We start from the raw sequence: 15,753 nt of genomic DNA on the forward strand, positions 1-15,753 counted from the left end.
TTAAATTATTACTATTATAATGTAATTTACATTTTTTGTAACGTTGTAAAGCGCCTTAATTTGGAAAAATAAAAATGAAAACAAAAAGCTTGCAATCTAAATCGATATAGATTATATTATTTGATATATCAACTATTGATATATCAAATATTTTTGTTTTGTATGTAAAGGAGGGATAGTTTGACAAGTTCATGCTCAAAAGAAGCGATTATTTTATATAAATTACACTTTCTAAATAAAGAAGTAAGTTCGAAATTTGAAGGGTGTACGGGTATGAGCCAGTCTCGATTAGAGCTTATACTTCAGTTATATGAAGTAGGTGAAATTAGTCAAAAAGCACTTCAACAAGAAGTGAATATTGATAATGCGGCGATTACGAGGCATTTAAAGCAGCTTGAGGCTAATGAAATGATTGTAAGACGTAAAAATCCAGATGATAACAGAATTACGTTAGTTTCTCTAACTGAAGAGGGACGAAATAAAATTCAAGCGTTTCAAGAGGAAAAAGAACGTTTTGCAGCATCTGCATTTAAAGGATTAAGTGAGGAAGAACGCGATAATCTTTTAAATATGTTAAATCACATTCAAGAAAATATAAAAGAATTATAAAAAGGGAGAATACAGCTATGACTAACTCAGTAAAAACAAATGATTTTAACGAAATTTTAACAGGACGTCGTTCAATTCGTAAATACGACACATCAGTGAAAATTAGTAAAGAAGAAATGACAGAAATTCTTACTGAAGCAACACTTGCACCATCTTCAGTAAACATGCAACCATGGAGATTTTTAGTGATTGAAAGTGACGAAGCAAAAGCAACACTTGCACCGCTTGCGAAATTCAATCAATCACAAGTAGAAACATCTTCAGCGATGATCGCTTTATTTGGTGATTTAAACAACTTTGATAACGCAGAAGAAATTTATGGTACAGCAGTAGAGCGCGGACTTATGCCAGCTGAAGTAAAAGAAGACCAAATAAAAAAACTTTCAGCTTATTTCTCAATGGTTACACCAGAAGTAATGAAAGACACAGTACTAATTGACGGTGGTCTTGTAGCAATGCAATTTATGCTAGCAGCTCGTGCTCACGGCTATGACACTTGTCCAATTGGTGGTTTTGAGAAAGACCAAATCGCTGAAGCGTTCGGATTAGATAAAGAACGTTACGTACCAGTAATGTTAATTTCAGTCGGAAAAGCTGCTGACAGTGGTTACCAATCAGTACGTCTTCCAATTGAAAAAGTTGCAGAGTGGAAGTAATTTTAAAGAAATAAGTGGAATATGAAAGGGGAAACACCATGATTATTATTCACGCAATATTTCAAGTAAATCCAGCGAAACAACAATCATTTTTAGAAGAAATTCAACCACTACTTCATGGTTCAAGAGAAGAAAGTGGAAATGTATCTTATGACTTATATAAAGATACAGAAAAAGAAAGTGTTTATACGATGGTAGAAGTATGGAAGGATGAAGAGGCAGTTGCGAGTCATAATACGAGTGAACATTTCACATCTTTCGTTAGCAAAGCAAAACAGTATTTAACTGCTCCACTTGATATAAAAGCTTATAATGGAGAATTAGTAAAATAATGAGATAAAAAAAGATGACTTTAGCTTATAGTGCTAAGGTCATCTTTTTTATTTTGATAGGAATATATTTACTTTTATCGGTATGTGTTATAATTTGGAAAAATATAATTCTTAATTTTCTGAATAAATAAAGGCAGGGGATAAATATATGAACATATTAAAGAAAATCACTAATAATATTTCGAAAGTTATTATAGGAAAAAATGAATCCATAGAACTTGCAGCCATTGCTCTAATAGCAAAAGGACATATTTTATTAGAAGATGTACCGGGGACAGGAAAAACAACACTAGCGAAAAGTTTGGCTAAAAGCGTGGACGCAAAATTTCAAAGAATACAATTTACAGCGGATACTTTGCCCGGAGATGTTATTGGTCTTGAATATTTTAATGTGAAGGAATCGGATTTTAAAACGAGGTTAGGTCCTATTTTTGCAAATATAGTATTAGTGGATGAAATTAATCGGGCTGTACCGAGAACGCAATCTTCATTACTGGAAGTTATGGAAGAGCGTACTGTTACGATTGCGAAACAGACACATTCATTACCCGAACCTTTTTTAGTAATTGCAACGCAAAATCCGCTTGAATCTGCTGGTACATTTCCTTTACCGGATGCTCAATTAGACCGATTTTTACTTACGATTTGCCAAGGTTATCCTACGAGAGAAGCTGAAAAGGAAATGATGAATCGGTTTCAAATGAATGATCCGTTAGAAACATTACACTCTATTATTTCAAGTGAAGAAATTATTATGATGCAAAAACGTGCAAGAGAAGTGTTAGTAGGAAATGATGTGCAAGATTATCTTCTTGAAATTATTGAGGCAACGCGTAAGCATGAGCTAATTGAAATTGGTGTAAGTCCGCGGGGGACGTTGGCATTTATGAGAGCGATTCAAGCACGGGCTATATTAAATGAAAGAGATTACTGTACGCCAGATGATATAAAGATACTTGCTGCATCTATATGCGCTCATCGTTTAACGTTAACGATTGAGGGGGAGATGAAAACAACAAAAGAACAAATCATGAAAGAAATTCTTCATACGATTAGTGTGCCAGTGGAGAATGTACGATGAATCAACAACTTGTGTATACACCTTTAGCGGAGCCTTTCGTAATGGGAGTTATGTCAGTTGTAGCCGTTATTTTATGTGTATTTTCAAGTAATCTACTCATATTATCTCTCGTATTTTTGTATGTAATTTTAATAGGTGCTATGCATGTTTATATACGTAAAGTATCTCGTGTTAACTGGGAATACGATCAAGGAAATTCGAATGTTTTTATCGGTGAAACGAACAGGTGCAAAATAAAAATTTCAAACAAATCAATTTTCCCTATTTTTAATGTTGTATTCCGATTTAAATGTGAAAATAAGATAACTTGGAATCATGATGAAATAAATAAAAATAATAGTACAGGTTCAAATTATTATATGAATTTTAATTTAAAAGGAAGAGAGTCAGTTTCATTTGATTTACAAGCTGTGGCATTAAAAAGAGGCATTGCGAAATGGGAAGAGGTTGAAATTGTTATTACTGATCTCTTTGGATTTATAACGAACCATATCACATATAAACAAGTTGATACGCCCTCCTATTTAGTCTTACCAGCTGTTCCAAAAATACAAGTTCCTGAATTACAAGAATGGTCACGAGGATTTCGAAAAGCGATGTCTTCACCGCTATATGATGAAACGAAAGTAATGGGAGTGAAGTCTTATGAAAACGAAGATTTTCGTTCCATCCACTGGAGTGCAACAGCGAAAACAGGGACGATAACCGCGAAAAAATATGAGCGAACGCAATCAGATAAATACGCAATTTATCTCAACTTACAAAATAAAAGTGGTATTTCTTTGCGAAATGATACAGAAGAACTAATCGAATTAACGGCGGGTATATGTAAACAACTTCTTATGCAAAACTGTTCATTTGAAGTATGGATCAATAGTGTAAAAGATAACGGGTTATTGCATATAAAAAATGGGGATAATCGGAAACATTTGCAAAATGTATTAAAAGTACTTGCCTCAATATCGGATCAGGATACGCCTATATCTTCTTCTTATTTTTACACAGCGGGCTTTCGGCGAAAGGAATTGGATGCGGTTCCTTTAATCCTTGGTACTTCTCCAAAGAAATATAGTAGAACAAACAAATGGATTGTAATGAAAGAATAAGAAAGGGCTTATGTCATGGTGAATAAAGCGCGGCATATGAAAGTGAAGTTGTGGAGTGTAAGAGCTTTAATCATACTTTTTTTTGCGATTAGTACAATAACGTTATCACAAGGTGTTGTGTATGTGCAAGACATAGTAAAAGAACGTTTTTTTAATAAGACGGAGACAATGTTGGAAAGAAATTATGATTTTACTAGTATAAACGAACAGTTTGATGAGCCTGAAAGAATTATAGATGAAGAAACAGGAGTTGTAGATACAAGAACGAAAATAAATAGGAAAATCCCGCTTTTCAAACGGGAGAATTCATGGAGTGATGTGCTTTCTGTACTTTCAAATTCATGGATTAGTATAGTTTTTTATGTAATGCTTGCAGGGATAATTATATATTTTCTTTATAAATCTGTTAGGAAAAAGGTAACGAAATCTCAAATAGAACAGGAGAAAAAATCGATAACAAAAGAAAATACGGTAAGAACCGAAAATAACAAGAAAGTCATTAATCAGTCAGAGCAGCCGTTACCGACAGATACGATAAGAAAAACGTTAGTTGAATGGGAAAGAACATTACCATTTCATGAGCAGAGAAGATCCTATGAAACGATGCAACAGTGGTTAAAAAGAATTAGTAGAACGAGAAATATTACTTCGTTATATGAGTCTGTTCGTTATGGTGAAAAGACGTATACGGAGTTAGATGTGGAAAAAATAATGAAGTGGGTAGAGGGAGATGGGAAGGTGGATATGTAAATATCCACCTTTATTTTTTTGTAGAGAAATTTGATTATCATGAATCATTTTCATATATAAAACTGCCTTCAAATAAGAAAATGAAATTAACTGTAAATTAACTTTATTTACTTATACTTCATTACATGTTAACCTATTCTTAATTTTTATAAATTATAATTAATTTTTAAGTTTTTTAAGGGTGTGAATGTGTAATGAAATCGGTATTAAAAAGCATACTTATTTCCTTTGTTTTTTCAGCAGTAGGTATGTGTTGGTTACTGTTCTTATTTTTCAAAGGGGACGGAGACTGGTTATTGTCTTGGATAGGCGTATTAATGGCATATTTATCTTTATTCACTTTAATAGATTTATATTGTAAAACTACATACGACAAAAAAATAAATAAATGGCTTATAAAAACAGCGGTGACTAGCTTTAGTTTTGCTGTGTTAGGAATTTCATTTTGTATCATACACGAGCTATTAACACCATGGAGTCTCAGTTTAATGGTGTGGTATTGGTTGGTAATGTTAGTGTTATTTTTAACGACCATACTATCATTAGTCAGTCTCGTATTTGTTAATCGTAAAAATCATAATTTCACCGGTGTATATAGAATACTTATACTTCTAAATCTACTGCTTACGTTAGGACCAGTATTATGGCCACTATTACTTTCTATTATCGGAAATGGTATGAACGCTAGTGCAGGATGGTAAAGGTGAATATAGATTAATTGCTTAAATAAAAAAGAACGTGTTTACATAAAAAATGAAAACACGTTCTTTTTTTATTCATTTTAATACGAACACAATGAATCATCTTAAAATAATTAAGATAAGGTGAAATAAAAACGGGGGAAGTTAAGGGACTTTCCTTATTTTTTATGCCCTTTTTATTTTCATACATAATTCTTTCTCAGCAGATCGTATCAAACTTTGAACGTAAGTATTTCGTAAGGAATGGATAAGAAAAAAGAGAGTTTTATCATATAGGATAAAAGTATAGCTTGAATCAATATGATATGAATAGGGGGAGAGAAAACCTTATGAAAAAATGTAATTCAATGAAGTTAGCGAGTTTGACAGTTTTATTAGCGGGTACTACTCTATTTACACCTGGTTTTACTGTGAAAGCAGAGTCTACTCAAAGTATTTCTAATTCGTCACAAGAACCTAATCAAAAGAATCGGAATGGATGGAAACAAGTAATGCAGGAAACAATACAAATTGGGGCGCCAGGGGTATTAGCTAAGACGTCTAATAAAGGGAAAATTAATAGTTATACTGCTGGTGTGGCGGATTTAAATACAAAGAAACCGGTGAAATCAGATTATCGCTTTCGGATTGGTAGTGTGACGAAAACTTTTACTGCCACGACTGTTCTTCAATTAGTAGGAGAAAATCGCGTACAACTTGACGATCCAATTGAAAAGTGGCTGCCGGGTCTCGTGCAAGGAAATGGGTATGATGGAAATCAAATTACGATACGACAACTTTTGAATCATACGAGTGGTATCGCTGAATATTTAAAGTCAAAAGACGCTGACGTAATGAATTCGAAAAAAACGTATACAGCAGAAGAAATAGTGAAAATAGGGCTTTCTCTGCCTCCAGATTTCTCGCCGGGCAAAGACTGGTTGTATTCAAACACAGGATATGTAATATTGGGAATGCTAATTGAAAAAATAACTGGTAATAGTTATGCTGAAGAAATTGAAAATCGAATTATTGAACCTTTGGATTTGTCAAATACGTTTTTACCAGGAAATTCACCCGTCATCCCAGGAAAGAATCATGCTCGTGGATATGTGAAAATGGAAGAAACAGGCGAGCTGAAAGACATTACGTATTATAATCCGAGTTTAGCTAATGCAGCTGGAGATATGATTTCTAATGCGGATGATTTAAACAAGTTCTTTTCATCTTTACTCGGTGGTAAGTTACTGAAGGAACGCGAGCTAAAAGAAATGCTTACTACAGTTCCTGTAGAAGGAAAAGGGGTTGGTGATGGATATGGTCTTGGAATCTATGAGACTAAACTTCCAAATGGTGTCTCAGTATGGGGTCACGGAGGATCAATTCCTGGGTTTATGACTTTTGCTGGTGGAGTAATTGGAGGCAAGCATACATTTGCTGTCAATGTTAACTCTTTAGGTCCGGTTGATATTCTTAAACAGTTTGATAAAATGATGCAAGTTGAATTTAATAAATAGATGATGAGAAAGCGAATAGGTTTCTATAATAGTTGTAAATAAAAGTGATGCTTTTTAAATTTCGCAAATAAGGACAGTATTAACATTCATGGTATGGTATTAAGTATATGTAGAACATAAATATGATACAAGAGTATTTCAAGGTACAATTCAATCTTATAGTTTAGTATAAAAATAAAAAGAATGTCAGTTGCATGACATTCTTTTTATTGTGGGGCAAAGAGGTGTTTTTCTATTTTGAAAATTGTTATTTTTAAAAGTATTCAATATAATGAGGGGTATAGGGGCTATACAGGGGAGTTATGAATGGATAATACTTTAGTTTGTTAATTATTTTGTTTTAATAAAAAAGTAAATTGATTTGGAGTGAAATACATTGGGACAAAATCAGTTTAGATGGAGTAACAAGCAATTACGAGAACATGTTGAAATAATAGACGGTACAAGAAGTCCACACAAATTATTAAAGAATGCAACATACTTAAATTCCTATATACGTGAATGGATGCAAGCAAATATTTGGATTTATGATGACCGTATTATATATGTAGGAGAAAAGTTGCCAGAGCAACTATATGAATGTGAAGTCATTGATTGTGATGGAAAGTATGCAGTTCCTAGTTACATAGAACCGCATGCACATCCATATCAATTATATAATCCAGAGACGTTAGCGAATCATGCGATGCAATTTGGAACAACAACTTTTATTAATGATAATTTAACTCTATTTTTCACATTAAAGCGTGAAGAATCATTTCATTTATTAGATGAATTTAAAAAGATTCCAGCTAGTATGTATTGGTGGTGCCGTTTTGATGGACAAACTGAATTGCAAAATGGGGAATCTTTATTTAATAGTGAAGAAATAATAGAGTGGCTACAGCATGAAGCAGTTCTTCAAGGAGGAGAGCTAACAGCATGGCCAAAATTATTACATGGCGATGATGAAATGCTAAATTGGGTGCAGGAAACAAAGCGATTACAGAAAAAAGTAGAAGGACATTTCCCAGGAGCATCTGAAGCAACGTTAGCGAAATTAAAACTGTTAGGTACAGATTGTGATCATGAAGCGATGACAGGGCAGGAAGCATTAACTCGTCTTATGCAAGGTTACACTGTTTCGCTGAGAAACTCTTCAATCCGACCAGATTTAGAAGTTTTATTAAAAGAATTACTGGAATTAGGTGTGAAGCAATTTGATAGATTCTTTTTCACAACAGATGGTTCTCATCCGTCCTTTTATGAAAACGGAATGACGAATGTAATGATTACTACTGCTATAAAGCAAGGTGTTCCAGTAATAGATGCGTATCATATGGCAAGTTATAATATTGCTCGTTATTATAATATGGAGCATATACATGGTTCAATCGCGACAGGTAGAATTGCTAATATCAATATTTTAGAAAGTAAAGAAAACCCAGTACCAGCGAGCGTTATTGCAAAGGGGCAATGGGTGAAGCGTGACGGTGTAAATACACATGAATCATTACATATAGACTGGAATAAATGTAAAGTAACTCCATTATCATTAGATTGGTCAATAGAAAAAGAGGATATGATTTTCTCAAATAAAACAGGCATACACTTATTAAATAACGTTATAACAAAATTATATACTAGTGAAATCAACATAGAATGTGATGAATTGTCCACAGATCATGATGAATGTTTCCTTATGATGATTGCTCGTGATGGCAGTTGGAGAGTAAATACCGTTGTGAAAGGTTTTGCGAAAGAACTAGGTGGGCTTGCTAGCTCTTATTCTGGTACAGGTGACATCATTCTTGTTGGAAAGAGTAAAGGAGATATGCTTATAGCTTTTCAAAGGATAAAAGAGCTTGGCGGGGGAATGGTAATAGCTGAAAAGAATGAAGTATTACACGAAATAGCATTACCATTGCTCGGGATTATGTCTAATTTAAAAATGAGTGAATTAATACAAAAAGAGAAACAGATGGTGAAATTGCTACAAGAGCGTGGCTACGCGTATGATGATCCCGCATTTACAATTTTATTCTTTTCTGCGACGCATTTGCCTTTTATAAGGGTAACGCCTATAGGGCTATATGATGTGAAAAGTGGAAAGGTAGTTGCTTCGCCGGTGAATGTAATAAATCAATATTAGACGGAAAGATCCTATAAAAGATTTATTTTATAGGATCTTTCTCATTTCTAGCATAAGAATATTGTAAGCCTCAAATGATACAGTATATAAATCATTTGAGGTGATATGTAAATATGAAAAAAATATTATACATTTTAAGCATATTTATTCTGTGTGTATCAATACAACACGTTGTACACTCCCAATCAGATGCACCAAGGTTATCTTCGGATTGTCTTGAAGAAAGGAAAATTCGAGATGAAAAGTATGTGAAGAATATAATACAGGACATTAAATCCACATTTAATTTAAATATTGATGAACATAGTTTTTTGGAAGTAAGTAAAAGAGATCTGGAGGCTGCCCATTTGATGTATGGTGGAAAGGAAAATGATTCTTATTATAATTCGCTAACTAAAATTTATGATAGTGGTGGATTTAGCGAGCAACCCAGCTTATTTGTGAGGGCGCAAGAAGCATTTTTACTTTATAAAGAAAAAGATAATATCAATGTAATGAAACACTTAAACTTAGATGTTGAAAATGGGGAATGGCTTGTTATAAAAACGAAAAAGAAGAAAGGGAAAAAAGTGAAATTCAAGCCGTTGCAATGTGAAAAAGAATATATGAAAAAGAGAAATGAATAACAAAATACTTATTAATGCTGTTTTTATTCAACGATATTTTGTTGTTGATATGAAATAACAAAGGTAAACGAACATATTAGCTTTATGGAATATGTTTGTTTACCTTTTTTTGAGAGATTTAAAAATTTGGGATGTTGTTAGTTGAAAATTATTTACTGGCTAATGAACTTATAACATTCAATGAATTTGTTCTTCATAAACATTAGATTTTGTGTCAAATGATTTATACATTGCCGAACCACCTATGTATATTTTATTCTACAGTATTTATAAAAGAATGTTGGCTATTCATAAGAAATATGATTGGCACAGTTTTTGCTTGTATTAAATGTAAGGAAGGGAGATTGTATGTAAGGAATCTGTAATCGTAATAGTATAAAACAAGCTACTATTGCATTATTGATCATAGTTGTATTTATAGCGGAAATGTAAATACCTACAAATAAGAGTTTTTTGATTTTAAAATTCAGAATTTTCTTTTAAATTATTAGGGGGGCAATGGTATGGTTAAATATTCGAAAATTTCTAAGTGGATTCTTGGTGTTGGACTAGTGACAATAACATGTAATGGTTTGCAAATTCAAGCAGAGACAAAAGAGAAAAATGTGAAGAACGTATTACAAATGGAGCCGGTAGGAATACAGAAATCTGTTGATGAATTGGCGCATCCTTCAAAAGTACAAGAAAATGCATCTTTTACAAAACGGTTAAAATTAGCGGATTTATCGCAGCGTCCACTAGCACTAACCGATAATATTAAACCGTTAGCTGAAGAAAAAAAGTATTCGATGGCTGAGTTAAATCAATTAAATAACAAACAATTAACTGATCTTCTTGTGACAATTAAATGGTATCAAATTCCGGAGTTATTTCAGTTTAATAGTGATAGTCTTAAATTCTATCAAGATGATAGCCGAATGCAAGCAATTATTAATAAACTAGCAGAACAAGGACAAGCTTATACGAAAGATGATTCAAAAGGGATTGAAACATTAGTAGAAGCTCTACGTGCAGCATTTTATTTAGGTTTTTACCATGATGAATTAAGCAAACTAAATGAGCGTAGCTACCATGATAAATGTTTACCAGCTTTAAAAACAATTGCAAAAAATCCAAATTTCAAACTTGGTACATCAGAACAAAATAAAGTAATTGCATCATATGGAAAATTAATTGGAAATGCATCAGCAGATGTTGAAACAGTTTTATATGCAGGTGAAATTTTCAAACAATATAACGATAATCTTGCAACTTTCATTGAAGACCGAACAAAAGGAGACGCTATATATGAGTTGATGAAGGGAATTGACTTTGATATTCAGACGGATATGTACACGACTGGAAAAGAGCCGAAAGATACAATGTGGTATCGAAATATCGATAACTTTATTAATGAAGTAAGTCGTTTCGCACTTATTGGTACTGTATCGGATAAAAATGGATGGTTAATAAATAACGGAATTTACTATGCTGGCCGATTGGGCAAGCTTCATAGCACGCCGACAAAAGGGCAACAAGTTGTTACAGATGCAATGCGAATTTATCCATATTTAGGGGAGCAATACTTTGTTGCGGCAGAACAAATTACTACAAATTATGGAGGAATAGATGCGAACGGAAAAACTGTAAATTTAGATCAAATTCGAGAAGAGGGTAAAAAGAAATATTTACCGAAAACGTATACGTTTGATGATGGAACAATTGTCTTTAAAACTGGGGATAAAGTTAGCGAAGAGAAAATTAAACGTCTATACTGGGCGGCAAAAGAAGTGCGTTCGCAATTTTATCGTACAGTTGGTAGCGATAAACCACTTGAAAGTGGACATGCTGATGATGTGTTAACGATGGTTATTTATAATAGCCCAGATGAGTATCAATTTAATCGTCAACTGTACGGATATGAAACGAATAATGGTGGGATTTATATTGAAGGGACAGGGACTTTCTTTACATATGAACGTACACCACAGCAAAGTATTTATAGTCTGGAAGAATTGTTCCGCCATGAATTTACGCACTACTTACAGGGAAGGTACGAAGTTCAGGGATTATGGGGCCAAGGGGAAATGTATCAAAATGAACGTTTAACATGGTTTGAAGAAGGGAATGCAGAGTTCTTTGCAGGTGCAACGCGATTAGATAGTGTAGTACCGCGAAAAAGTATAATTGGTGGGTTATCTAATGATCCTGCAAAACGTTATACAGCATCACAAACATTAAATGCGAAATATGGAACGTGGGATTTTTATAATTATTCGTTTGCACTGCAATCATATATGTATAATAAGCGCCCAGAAATGTTCGATAAAGTGCATGATTTAATTCGCGCAAATGATGTTTCAAGTTACGATGCATACCGTGCTACATTAAGCAAAGATAATAAGTTAAATGAAGAATATCAATCTTATATGCAAATGCTTATTGATAATCGCGATAAGTATACAATTCCACAAGTATCAGATGAGTATTTAACTCAGCATGATCCAAAATCGCTTTCGGACGTTACTTCAGATATTACGAATGAAGCGAAATTAAAAGATGTGAAAGTAACAAAGAATAAATCACAATTCTTTAATACATTTACACTACAGGGGACATATACAGGAAGTGCAGCTAAAGGAGAAGTTGAGGACTGGAAAGTGATGAATGAAGCAACAAATGATATGTTGAAACGTCTTTCAGGAAAAGAGTGGACTGGATATAAAACATTGACTGCTTATTTTGTAAATTATCGTGTAAATAATGCTGGGCAATATGAATATGATGTTGTGTTTAGCGGAGTGAATACGGAAGAAGGTACGGCGGTAGAAAAAGAACCAAATAATTCATTTGAAACAGCAAACCCACTATCTTTGAATATTTTGTTAAGAGGAACCTTGAGCGATCAAGATCAGGGAGATAAATTTGTTATTGATGTAAAGGATCAAAAAGATTTACAGATTTCTGTTACGAACGAACAAAATCTTGGACTGAACTGGGTATTATATTCTGAATCAGATCTAAATAATTATGTAGCTTATGCAACAAAACTTGATGGAAACAAATTGCTTGGAAATTATAATGCAAAGCCAGGGAAATATTACTTAAGTGTATATAAGTATGGTGGTGGAACAGGGAATTATACGGTGCAAGTAAAATAGTTTACTATAGTTTGTTTTGAAAGGCTACTTATTGTATTTTTTAGCTGAGTAAGGTATTTAATGTTAAACATTAAACTACTTCAATATACCCTTGTTCTAATTATAGAACAAGGGTATATTGATTTTATATTGTTAAATTAAATAACCTCATTAGATTTTGACAAGAAAATAATTAATATTGATTGGAATTCTCATTCGTAATGCATGTTTTAATCTTCTTAATGCTCTTTCATTTTTGTCTCAATGCTTGTTTTCAAATCAGTTGATACTTGATTGAAATACTCCAAAACTATTTTCCTAATATCATCGGATATAACTTTCAAATCACTAGCTAAGTTTTCAGCAAGATGTTCTTTTTCTATCGGTTTTAACTTTGCATAAAATTCACCAGCCTGTGTAAAGTCATCTTGTTTCGTTATAGAAGTTCTCTCAAGTTTACCTTCAACGTATCTTCCGTCACCGCTCGTTATTTGATTAGCGGGTGTCCAATTTTGTTGCTTGTTAATCGTTAATTTCCGAAATTCAGGACCAATTCTTCTTCTTTGAGAATCACTATAAATGTTCGCACGTCCTTGCAACATTTTATCATCTGATAATTCAGCACCGTCAAGTAAATTAGAAGGGGAGAAAGCGACTTTTTCTACTTGTTCCATATAATTTTCAGAGTTTTTATTTAATACCATTTTGCCGACTGGTATAAGAGGATATGCTTTTTCATCCCATATTTTTGTATCATCTAAAGGATCGTAAGAAAGATGCGCTTCGTCTTTTGGGTCCATAAGCTGGACATATAAACCATATTCCACTGGTTTACTATTTGCAATTGTATTATATAAATCTTTCCCGCTGTAATCAGGGTTTTCGGCAGCAAGTTTATTTGCTTCCTCGCTAGTAATGAATTGTACACCTTCAAATGGGTACCAATGATACTTTACATACTTTCGATTTCCTTCTGCATTTCTCCAAACATATGTATTTACACTATGTCCTGGGATGTGACGAAGGCTTTTGGCCGTACCATTATCAGAGTACAAACGGACAACGAAATGAATGGATTCAGGCGCTCTAGCGACAAAACTCCAAAATCTATTAGGGTCTATTAAGTTATTTTTAGGTGAAGGTGACAACGCTTGAATGGTTTCAGGGAAACGCATCGGATCGCGAACAGAAAAGACAGGAATGTGATTACATAATAAATCGAAAATACCTTCTTTTGTATAAAATTTTGTGGAAAAACCGCGTACATTTCTAGATGTGTCAGGTGTTCCTTTCGTACTAACAGCTAACGAAAATCGAACCATAACAGGAACTTTCTCATTAGAATTTTGTAGAAAACTTAGTTTAGTATGTTCAGACATTGGATAGATCGTTTGAAAATAACCGAACGCACCAAATCCTTTTACATGAACAGGTCTTTCTAAAATTTTTTCGTGAATAAATTCTTGTAACGCCTCGTGAAGCACACTATCTTGCTCTAAAACAGGTCCACGTGAACCAACTGTTTGAGAGTGAAGTATAGCTTGTTCGTTACGTTCTCCATTATCATTAAAGTCTTTCCCTAGTAGAGATTGCCTCTGTTTATCATAGTTTTCATCCATCAATATAGCCTCCAAATTTTTTTGTCCATTGTTACTAAATATGATTTCATAGCCTTGATTATGTATAACACGCTAAGTTCAAATTAGTAACAGACCGCTAGATGAGAAAAACGCGTATGTAGTGGACCTGTTGAAATAGAAGAAATTATGGAAAAATGAATATCGGGAAGAACATTACTATTAAAATTTCAATCTTAAAAATGAATTTATACATGACTTTCTTTATAGAAAATGAACATAAATAAACTGGGAAAATAACTAGGAGGAATTAAAAATGTCGGATTGGTTTCAATTAGATACAGAATATATGATGTCAACGTATTGTCGTACGAAGGTTGCGATAGAAAGAGGAGAAGGATGCAAGCTTTATGATGTGGATGGTAAAGAGTATTTAGATATGTTTTCTGGTGTAGGAGTAAATGTATTAGGATACAATCACCCGAAAATCGTGCAAACAACGATGGATCAAGTTATGAAGTCGTTGCATCTACCGTTTCATTTTTTAAATCCAGTTGCGATTGAGTATGCAAAGAAATTAGTTGAAAGCTCTTTAAAAAACGGAAAGGTCTTTTTTACAAACTCAGGTACGGAAGCGACAGAAACGACATTAAAATTAATTGATAAATATAGAGCTATTAAACATGAAGAACGTGAAGGAATTGTAGTGCTGAAGAATAGTTTCCACGGGCGTACGTTAGGAGCACTTCATTTTACGAGACAAGAAAGTGTATATCAAAATTTCCCTAAAACATCGATCCCGGTATATGAAGTTGAGCGCGAGAATATAGAGCAATTAGAAGAAATAATTATTCATGAAAATCCAATTGCAATTATGTTAGAACCTGTATTAGGAAGCGGGGGAATTTATCCATTATCGGGTGAATATTTACATGGTGTTCAAAATTTATGTGAGAAATATAATGTACTACTTATCGTTGATGAAGTTCAAAGTGGTATGGGGAGAACAGGAAAACTATTCGCTTATCAAAATTTCAATATTACACCAGATATTATTCAAATTGGTAAAGGAGCAGGAGGCGGAATACCGCTAGGTGGAATTATTGTAGGTGAAAAGTTATGTGATGTATTTGCACCAGGAGACCACGGCACAACATTTGCTCATTCATCAATGGGAACGGCTTTAGGTTTAACGGTATTAAATACATTACTTGACGATGGTTTAATGCAAGAAGCATATGAAACGTCACTATATTTGAATGACAAACTGCAAGACATTCAGAAAGAAAATTCTTATTATATTCAGGAAGTGCGTCATGCGGGGATGATGTTTGGGATAAGTGTGAATGACACGAATGAAAAAGTGAAGAAATTGCAGATTGAGTTAATGAATAAAGGAATGTTAGTCGATGTAACACAAGGGAATATTATTCGATTACTTCCGCCGTATATTATTACGAAAGAGGAAATTGACGCATTCACTTATGAGTTTATTTCTTGTGTTCATAACATAGCTGCTACAGCAAGTATTTAAAAAAATATAAAAAAATATAAAAAACTGAAGAAGCC

13 protein-coding genes are annotated in these 15,753 nt (G+C 33.4%); 12 read left to right on the plus strand and 1 reads right to left on the minus strand.

What is annotated here, in order from left to right:
* Positions 1-180: 180 nt before the first annotated feature.
* From DN390_RS08890 to colA, 11 genes are all read left to right on the plus strand, one after another.
* Positions 181-609, plus strand: a complete 429-nt coding sequence (locus DN390_RS08890) for a MarR family winged helix-turn-helix transcriptional regulator (RefSeq protein ID WP_000204172.1) — start codon at positions 181-183, stop codon at positions 607-609.
* A 17-nt stretch (positions 610-626) separates the two neighbouring features.
* On the plus strand, positions 627-1,265 hold the full coding sequence (locus DN390_RS08895) for a nitroreductase family protein (RefSeq protein WP_147807169.1): 639 nt from the start codon (positions 627-629) through the stop codon (positions 1,263-1,265).
* 38 nt (positions 1,266-1,303) lie between these two features.
* Positions 1,304-1,597, plus strand: coding sequence for a putative quinol monooxygenase (locus DN390_RS08900; RefSeq protein ID WP_147807170.1), 294 nt, complete (start codon positions 1,304-1,306; stop codon positions 1,595-1,597).
* Positions 1,598-1,745: 148 nt separating this feature from the next.
* Positions 1,746-2,678: an AAA family ATPase gene (locus DN390_RS08905; RefSeq protein WP_147807171.1), complete on the plus strand. Its 933-nt coding sequence runs from the start codon at positions 1,746-1,748 to the stop codon at positions 2,676-2,678.
* A complete protein-coding gene (locus DN390_RS08910; RefSeq protein WP_147807172.1) occupies positions 2,675-3,784 on the plus strand; it encodes a DUF58 domain-containing protein in 1,110 nt (369 codons plus the stop codon). The genes DN390_RS08905 and DN390_RS08910 overlap by 4 nt, the downstream gene beginning before the upstream one ends.
* A gap of 15 nt (positions 3,785-3,799) precedes the next feature.
* The gene (locus DN390_RS08915) at positions 3,800-4,534 is read left to right on the plus strand and encodes a signal peptidase II (protein WP_147807173.1); all 735 of its coding nucleotides are present in this window, start codon (positions 3,800-3,802) and stop codon (positions 4,532-4,534) included.
* 194 nt (positions 4,535-4,728) lie between these two features.
* Positions 4,729-5,235, plus strand: coding sequence for a DUF3902 family protein (locus tag DN390_RS08920; RefSeq protein ID WP_147807174.1), 507 nt, complete (start codon positions 4,729-4,731; stop codon positions 5,233-5,235).
* 329 nt (positions 5,236-5,564) lie between these two features.
* Positions 5,565-6,731: a serine hydrolase domain-containing protein gene (locus DN390_RS08925; RefSeq protein ID WP_147807175.1), complete on the plus strand. Its 1,167-nt coding sequence runs from the start codon at positions 5,565-5,567 to the stop codon at positions 6,729-6,731.
* A gap of 376 nt (positions 6,732-7,107) precedes the next feature.
* Positions 7,108-8,862 (plus strand): adenine deaminase C-terminal domain-containing protein, encoded by a 1,755-nt coding sequence (locus DN390_RS08930; RefSeq protein WP_147807176.1) that lies wholly within the window; start codon positions 7,108-7,110, stop codon positions 8,860-8,862.
* Between the two features lie 113 nt (positions 8,863-8,975).
* A complete protein-coding gene (locus tag DN390_RS08935; RefSeq protein WP_147807177.1) occupies positions 8,976-9,488 on the plus strand; it encodes a hypothetical protein in 513 nt (170 codons plus the stop codon).
* A 503-nt stretch (positions 9,489-9,991) separates the two neighbouring features.
* Positions 9,992-12,628 (plus strand): collagenase ColA, encoded by a 2,637-nt coding sequence (gene colA, locus DN390_RS08940; protein WP_147807178.1) that lies wholly within the window; start codon positions 9,992-9,994, stop codon positions 12,626-12,628.
* 218 nt (positions 12,629-12,846) lie between these two features.
* On the opposite strand, the gene DN390_RS08945 is transcribed toward colA, so the two are convergent.
* Positions 12,847-14,226, minus strand: a complete 1,380-nt coding sequence (locus tag DN390_RS08945) for a catalase (protein ID WP_147807179.1) — start codon at positions 14,224-14,226, stop codon at positions 12,847-12,849.
* A gap of 274 nt (positions 14,227-14,500) precedes the next feature.
* On the opposite strand from DN390_RS08945, the gene DN390_RS08950 reads away from it, so the two are divergent.
* A complete protein-coding gene (locus DN390_RS08950) occupies positions 14,501-15,718 on the plus strand; it encodes an aspartate aminotransferase family protein (RefSeq protein ID WP_147807180.1) in 1,218 nt (405 codons plus the stop codon).
* The last annotated feature ends 35 nt before the right edge of the window (positions 15,719-15,753 follow it).

It is taken from the genome of Bacillus sp. SH7-1, assembly GCF_008042405.1.
Lineage (GTDB): Bacteria > Bacillota > Bacilli > Bacillales > Bacillaceae_G > Bacillus_A > Bacillus_A thuringiensis_N.

What these genes read in the sequence shown, in the direction of transcription:
- DN390_RS08895 (WP_147807169.1), top strand. Translation starts at nt 627, where the DNA reads ATGACTAACTCAGTAAAAACAAATGATTTTAACGAAATTTTAACAGGA.
- DN390_RS08900 (WP_147807170.1), top strand. Translation starts at nt 1,304, where the DNA reads ATGATTATTATTCACGCAATATTTCAAGTAAATCCAGCGAAACAACAA.
- DN390_RS08905 (WP_147807171.1), top strand. Translation starts at nt 1,746, where the DNA reads ATGAACATATTAAAGAAAATCACTAATAATATTTCGAAAGTTATTATA.
- DN390_RS08910 (WP_147807172.1), top strand. Translation starts at nt 2,675, where the DNA reads ATGAATCAACAACTTGTGTATACACCTTTAGCGGAGCCTTTCGTAATG.
- DN390_RS08915 (WP_147807173.1), top strand. Translation starts at nt 3,800, where the DNA reads ATGGTGAATAAAGCGCGGCATATGAAAGTGAAGTTGTGGAGTGTAAGA.
- DN390_RS08920 (WP_147807174.1), top strand. Translation starts at nt 4,729, where the DNA reads ATGAAATCGGTATTAAAAAGCATACTTATTTCCTTTGTTTTTTCAGCA.
- DN390_RS08925 (WP_147807175.1), top strand. Translation starts at nt 5,565, where the DNA reads ATGAAAAAATGTAATTCAATGAAGTTAGCGAGTTTGACAGTTTTATTA.
- DN390_RS08935 (WP_147807177.1), top strand. Translation starts at nt 8,976, where the DNA reads ATGAAAAAAATATTATACATTTTAAGCATATTTATTCTGTGTGTATCA.
- colA (WP_147807178.1), top strand. Translation starts at nt 9,992, where the DNA reads ATGGTTAAATATTCGAAAATTTCTAAGTGGATTCTTGGTGTTGGACTA.
- DN390_RS08945 (WP_147807179.1), bottom strand. Translation starts at nt 14,226, where the DNA reads ATGGATGAAAACTATGATAAACAGAGGCAATCTCTACTAGGGAAAGAC.
- DN390_RS08950 (WP_147807180.1), top strand. Translation starts at nt 14,501, where the DNA reads ATGTCGGATTGGTTTCAATTAGATACAGAATATATGATGTCAACGTAT.